Source organism: Sphingomonas sp. (assembly GCF_035758555.1).
Classification (GTDB): domain Bacteria; phylum Pseudomonadota; class Alphaproteobacteria; order Sphingomonadales; family Sphingomonadaceae; genus Sphingomonas_B.
The window spans coordinates 1-6,965 of sequence record NZ_DASTXI010000101.1 but is presented as its reverse complement, the minus strand read 5'-3'; the positions used below and the strand labels follow the sequence as shown (position 1 = coordinate 6,965).

Here is a 6,965-nt window from a genome sequence, read left to right as displayed (position 1 = left end):
GGCGGCTCGATCGAAGCCTGGCTGGCCGCGGCGACCAGGACCGGACGGCTGTCCCCGGCCGTCCTCCATCCGGCCGCGGCGCGGGTGCTGGAGCGGCCGGTCGATCAGCTCTGGCCGCTGCCTAAGCAGGCCGACTGACGCATTCGCGCCACAGGATGGACGGAACCGCGCGGCCCCCGCTTCCGTTGCGCCCGACGCGTGACTATATAGCGCGGGCAACAACCAACAGGAGCCTAACCTATCCGTCCTCCCATGATGCGGCGCCCGCTGGCGCCTCCGGCCCTTTCCGGCCCGCGATTCAATGAGTTCATCCAGAGCCAGAAGGTTCGGGTGATCGACGAGAATGGCGAAAATCTCGGCGTGATGTACACCCGCGAAGCGATGGAGCAGGCGCGCGAGGTCGGTCTCGACCTTGTCGAAGTGTCGCCCAACGCCGATCCGCCGGTCGCAAAATTCCTCGACGTCGGCAAATTCAAATACGAGGCCCAGAAAAAGGCCAACCTCGCCCGCAAGTCGCAGAAGACGCAGGAGATCAAGGAGATCAAGATGCGTCCGAATATCGACGATCACGACTATGACACCAAGATGAAGAAGGTAGTCGAGTTCATCGAGGACGGCGACAAGGTGAAGGTCACGATGCGCTTCCGCGGCCGCGAACTTTCTCACGGACAGCTCGGCATGGCGGTGCTTCAGCGCGTCGCCGAACAGACGGCAGAGATCGCCAAGGTCGAAGCCCATCCGCGCATGGAAGGCCGCCAGATGCTGATGGTGCTCGCGCCCAAGTGATCGCCGCGCCCGGCGATCGGGCGATGCCGTAGCGTCAAAGCCGCACACGCCGCACGCACTGTTGCACAAACGCCGCACGCGCCGGGAAAACTCCCGGCGTAAGGCTGTGTTGTAGATGTTACGGCCCCGTGATTCTAAGCTCCGCCCCAAAGCAGGACAGTCTGGGGAGGATGGGATGACGAAGTCGGCTTGGTTGCTTGGCGCTGCGATGTTCGTGCTCGCGTCGCCGGGATTTGCACAGGATACGCAGAGCGCATCGTCGACGGCCGGTCCGGCCGCGGCCGATGCACCGGCCCAGGCGGCCAATGCCGGCGACATCATCGTGACGGCCACCCGCCGCGCCGAAGCGCTGTCGGACGTGCCGATCGCCGTCTCCGCCGTCTCGTCCGAATCGCTGCAGAATTCGGGCGCCAGCGACATCCGCCAGCTGAACCAGCTCGCGCCGTCGCTGCTCGTCTCCTCCACCGGCTCCGAAGCGAACGGCTCCGCGCGCATCCGCGGCATCGGCACGGTCGGCGACAATCCCGGGCTGGAAAGTTCGGTCGCGGTGTTCGTCGACGGCGTTTATCGGTCGCGCTCCGGCATCGGCCTCAACGAGCTGGGCGAGGTCGACCGGATCGAGGTGCTGCGCGGCCCGCAGGGCACGCTGTTCGGCCGCAACGCGTCGGCCGGCCTGATCCATATCATCACCAAAAAACCGAGCTTCACTTTCGGCGGCTTCGGCGAGCTCAATTACGGCAATTTCGATTATGTCCGGGCCGCCGGCGCAGTGACCGGCCCGATCACCGAGACGCTCGCGGCACGGCTCGACGCCGTCTATGTCAACCGCGACGGCTTCTATCACGACGTCACCAACGACACCGACGTCAACGATCGCAACCGCTATTTCGTGCGCGGGCAGCTGCTGTACGAACCGAACGAGGATCTGTCGGTCCGGATCATCGGCGACTACACCCACCGCAACGAGAAATGCTGCGGCGCCGTTTATATCGACGAGACCGTCGCCGGCGCCAACCGCAACCTGCTCGATCCGACCAAGAACACGATCATCAACGCGCTGCTGGGCCTGGGCACGCCGGCCGCGGCATTCAGCGATCCGTTCAGCCGCAACATCTATCCGACGGCCGGCCGCAGCTACAAAGGCATCACCAAGGTTTGGGGCGTCTCTGCGGAGATCGACTGGAACCTGGGCGGCGCGAACCTGACCTCGATCACCGCCTATCGCGATTATACGTCGAACCAGGGGTCGGACACCGACTATTCGACCGTGGACATCCTGTACCGCGCACCGGGCAAGGCAGCCTATCAACGCGAATTCCGCACCTTCACGCAGGAGCTGCGGCTGCAGGGATCGGCCTTTGACAACAAGCTCGACTGGCTGGTCGGCGCCTATTTCGCGCACGAGAAGCTGGACCTGACCGACAACCTGAAATTCGGCAATCAGTACGGCCGCTTCGCGACCTGCCGCCTGGTCGGCGCGTTCGGGTTCCCGGCAAGCTTCTTCAGCCCCGGCAGCACGTCGTGCCTGAGCCCCACCGGCCGCGCCGTGCTCAGCGGCGCGCTGGCACCGGCCGTGAACTCACCATTCGGCGCTGCCGGCCCGGCGATCGTCGCGGGCTTCGATCGCCTCGACAGCATCAACAATGTCGGCGACAACAATGCGCTGTATCGCCAGAACGACACCAATTATGCGTTCTTCACGCACAATATCTTCCATGTGACCGACACGTTCGATGTGACGCTCGGCCTGCGCTACACGCACGACCGCAAGAAATTCGCGGCAACGTTCAACAACACCAATACGATCTGCCCTGTCCAGCAGGCGAACCTGACGCCTTTCCTGGCCACGCCGCTCGCCGCTGCGGCGGGCGCGCTGATCAACCTCAGCTGCCAGGGCAATGCGACATCCGAGTTGAACGGCGTCAGCATCGACGACCGGCGTGGCGAAAGCGAGTTCACCGGGACCGCGGTTGCGTCGTGGAAGCCGTCGCCCGACTGGCTAGTCTATGCGAGCTATTCGCGCGGCTACAAGGCGGGCGGGTTCAACCTCGACCGTTCGGCGCTGAAGCCGCCGATCTTCATCGTGAATGGCGTGCCGACGACGACCTTCGCGGCCGCCGGCGGCGCCCAGTCGCTGGTCGGCAATCTGCAGTTCGACCAGGAGATCAACGACGCCTACGAAATCGGTCTCAAATATTCGAGCCCGATGTTCTCGCTGAACATCGCCGCCTTCCACCAGCGCTTTTCCGATTTCCAGCTGAACACGTTCAACGGCTCGGTCTTCCTGGTGCAGAACATCAACGGCTGCTCGCAGGATCTGGCGGGGGCCGACCGCGACACCAGCGCCACCACCGGCGCCTGCCCGAAAAACCAGGTCGGACCGGGCGTCTTCTCCAGCGGCGTCGAGATCGAAAGCGCGATCCGGCCGGCACGCGACCTGTCCATCGGCCTCGGCCTGACCGTGTCGAACACGCATTACCGGCACGATCTGGTCGGCAATTCGGACGGCGTGCCGCTCGATCCCGCGCTGCGCCAGCTACCGGGCTCGAAGCTGTCGAACGCGCCGGCAGCCGTCGCGACCGGATCGCTGACCTGGACGCCGCCGATCGGTGACAGTGGCCTGACCGGCCTGTTCTATGTCGATGGCCGCCTGACCAGCGACTACAACACCGGCTCCGACCTGTTCCCGCAGAAACAGCAGGACGGCTATGCGGTGGTCAACGGCCGCATCGGCATCCGTGGGCCGGAGGAACGCTGGGCGCTCGAATTCTTCGTCCAGAACCTGTTCAACCAGGACTACACGCAGGTCGCGTTCAACACGCCGTTCCAGGCCGGCGCCGCAAACCCGGCGGTGTTCCCGGCCGCGCAATATCCTGGCGCGACGCAGATCTTCTCCGCCTTCCTGGCGGAGCCTCGCACCTACGGCGTGACGCTTAGGACGCGATTCTGATCTAAGATCCTCCCCTCGGCTGCGCTGAGGGGAGGATCGATTTACGCCGCCACTGTCTCCGCGATACCCTCCGCTGCCTCCAGCAGCCGCTTCTCCAGGCTCTTCAGCCGCGCGGGCGAGGTGATCTTCGCGCCCAGCAGGTCGGTCACGTAGAAGGTGTCGACCGCGCGCTCGCCATAGGTGGCGATGTGGGCGGAATGGATCGTGACCTTCGACTGGAACAGGCCGTAGGCCAGCGCATAGAGCAGGGCCGGCCGGTCGCGGGCATTGACCTCGACCACGGTGAAGCGGTTCGAGGCGCGGTTGTCGATCAGCACGTTCGCCGCGATCGGAAACGCCTCCGCGCGCGTGCGGGACAGCGGCTTGGCCGCCAGCCGTTCCGGCAGGCGCGTGCGATTGGCGAGCGCGTCCTCGATTCCCGCCTTCAGCCGGTCGAGCCGTTTGCGCTCGTCGAAGGGCCGGCCGAACGGGTCCTGCACCAGCATATTGTCGAGCGCCATGCCGTCACGCGTGGTGTGGATGCGCGCGTCGATGATGCTGCCGCCGGCCAGATGGATCGCGCCGGCGATCCGGTAGAACAGTCCCGGATGGTCGCTGGCATAGACGGTCACCAGCGTGGCCCCCCGCTCGGGATAGACCGACGCGGCGATCGACAGCTGCTGGTCCCTGGCCGCCGCGACATGGCGGGCATTCGCCTCCAGGATGTCGCCCGGCTCGGCGATCCAATACGCCTCGGGCAGGCGCCGCGCGAGCGCGGCGAAGGCCGCCTCGTTCCAGCCGAGCTGTTCGGCAACGACGCGCTGCTTGGCGGCGACGCGCTCCTTGCGGCCGGTCTGCTTGTGGCCGAGCCGCAGCACTTCCTCGGCCCCTTCGAATATGTCGGTCAGCAGCTGCCGCTTCCAGCTGTTCCAGACGCCGGGCCCGACCGCACGGATGTCGACGATCGTCAGCACCAGCAGCAGCTTCAGCCGCTCGGGGCTCTGCACCGCTGCCGCAAAGTCCTGGATCGTCTTGAAGTCCGACAGGTCGCGCTTGAACGCGGTCGCCGACATCAACAGGTGGTGGCGAACCAGCCAGGCAACCGTCTCCGTCTCCGCCGGCGTCAGCCCCAGCCTCGGGCAGAGCTGGAGCGCGATCTCGGCGCCCAGCACGCTGTGATCGCCGCCCCGTCCCTTGGCGATATCGTGCAGCAGCACCGCGACGTAGAGCGCGCGGCGCGACACGATCTGGCGGATGATCGCGGTCGAGATCGGATGCTCCGCCTTCAGCGCGCCGCGGTCGATCTGCGCCAGCAGCCCGATCGCGCGGATCGTGTGCTCGTCGACCGTGTAGTGATGGTACATGTCGAACTGGGTCTGTGCGACGACGCGGCCGAAATCAGGCACGAAACGGCCGAACACCCCCGCCTCGTTCATCCATCTGAGCACGGTCTCCGGATCGCGCGGAGAGGTCAGCACGTCCAGGAACAGCGCATTGGCGCGAGGATCGCGGCGCACCTTCGCGTCGATCAGCCGCGCGTCGCGCCGTGCGCAGCGGACTGCGGCCGGGTGCAGCTCCAGCCCGTGCCTGTCGGCGAGCGCAAACATCTCGATCAGCCGCACCGGGTCCTGTTCGAGGAAATCGTCCGACGGAAGCGCCAGCCGGCCGCGTACCAGCCGAAACCCGTTCAGCTTGCGCGGCCGCCGCGGGATCGCCGCCAGCGTGAAGCGGCGACCTGGGCGCGCGAATTGCTCGTCCAAATGAGCGAGGAACAGCCCCGTCAAATCGCCGACCGTCTTCGCCTGCAGGAAATAGTAATGCATGAAGCGCTCGACGGCCGATCTGCCCGGCCGCGTCGCGTAATTCATCCTCTCGGCGATCTCGCGCTGATAGTCGAACGTCAGCCGCTCCTCTGCGCGCCCTGCGAGCAGGTGGAGATGGCAGCGCACAGCCCATAGGAAATTCCCCGCGCGCTGGAATTGGTGCAGCTCCTCGGGCGTGAGCAGCCCGGTTTCCACCAGGCCCGCGGCCGAATCGACGCGGTGCACATATTTGCCGATCCAGAACAAAGTGTGCAGGTCGCGAAGCCCGCCCTTTCCTTCCTTCACGTTCGGCTCAACGACATAGCGGCTGTCGCCCATTCGCCGATGCCGCTCGTTGCGCTCCTCCAGCTTCGCCGCGACGAACGCCTTGTCGGTGCCGGCCACCACCTCGCGGTGAAAGCGCGCCAACCCCTCGTCTGCGAGCGCGCGGTCCCCCCAGACGAACCGGCTTTCCAGCAGGGCCGTACGTACCGTCAGGTCGCTGGTCGCCATCCGCACCATATCGTCGAGCGAGCGGCTGGAATGGCCGACCTTCAGCCCCAGATCCCACAGCGTATAGAGCATCGATTCGATGACCTGCTCGACCCAGCCGGTCTGCTTCCAGGGCGTCAGGAACATGACATCGACGTCCGAATAGGGCGCCATTTCGCCGCGGCCGTAACCGCCGACGCCCAGCAGCGCGATCCGCTCGCCCGCGGTCGGGTTGCTGACCGGGTACAGTCGCTGCGTGGTGAAATCGAAGGTCAGCCGCAGGACTTGGTCCACCAGGAACGCCTGCGCGCTCGCCGCCTCCAGCCCGCGCGACGGGTTCAGCATCAGCCGGTCGGCAATCTCGGCGCGTCCGGCCTCGAGCGCCTCCTTCAGGATAGCGACAAGCTGCTGCCGAAGGTCGGTGCCGCTCCCGTCGATTACCGCGATCACGTCCGCCAAGGCACGCCGGTCGACGATCGCGCGACGATTGGGAACGGAGTCGAGGCGGCTGGCCATTCCCGCTACATAGGGAACGGATGGTAAAAGGGGCACCCATGACCGATCACCCGCTCGACCGGCCGGTTTGGAATGCGCTTGCGACCCGGCAGGCGGAGCTCGGCGTCGGGAATGCGCGGGCGCGGCGGTATCGTCCGGAAATCAATCTGTTCGCGGCCGGCGCCGAGCCGACGGAAGCCTGCGCAGAGGCGATTGCCCGGTTCCTCGACGACGGCGGACCGATCGGCCTGGTCGAGGCCGCGGCATTCCCGCCGATTCCCGGCGCGGTGGTCGAGAAGCAGGCAGTCATCCGTCAAATGGTCGCAAGCGGCTCGCCGGACTTGGTGGACGGCTTCGACTACCGGATCCTGGGCGACGCTGACGCGCCCGGGATGCTGGCGTTGGCGACGCTGACCGCGCCTGGCCCGTTCTTCGCCGCGACGCACCGAATGGGTCATTTC

3 protein-coding genes and 1 pseudogene are annotated in these 6,965 nt (G+C 66.1%); 3 read left to right on the top strand and 1 reads right to left on the bottom strand.

Going from position 1 to position 6,965, the window contains the following annotated elements:
• The first annotated feature begins 252 nt into the window (after positions 1-252).
• Entirely contained in the window at positions 253-786 is a 534-nt protein-coding gene (infC, locus tag VFT73_RS06175; protein WP_326409287.1) for a translation initiation factor IF-3, read from the top strand.
• A gap of 175 nt (positions 787-961) precedes the next feature.
• The gene (locus tag VFT73_RS06170; RefSeq protein WP_326409286.1) at positions 962-3,736 is read left to right on the top strand and encodes a TonB-dependent receptor; all 2,775 of its coding nucleotides are present in this window, start codon (positions 962-964) and stop codon (positions 3,734-3,736) included.
• Between the two features lie 41 nt (positions 3,737-3,777).
• Here VFT73_RS06170 and VFT73_RS06165 read toward each other — a convergent pair whose 3' ends face one another.
• Positions 3,778-6,525 carry a [protein-PII] uridylyltransferase gene (locus VFT73_RS06165; RefSeq protein WP_326409285.1) on the bottom strand — a complete coding sequence of 916 codons (2,748 nt, stop codon included), beginning with the start codon at positions 6,523-6,525 and terminating at the stop codon, positions 3,778-3,780.
• A 38-nt stretch (positions 6,526-6,563) separates the two neighbouring features.
• Between VFT73_RS06165 and VFT73_RS06160 the strand changes: the two are divergent.
• Positions 6,564-6,965: pseudogene (locus VFT73_RS06160) on the top strand (GNAT family N-acetyltransferase); the annotation flags it as partial.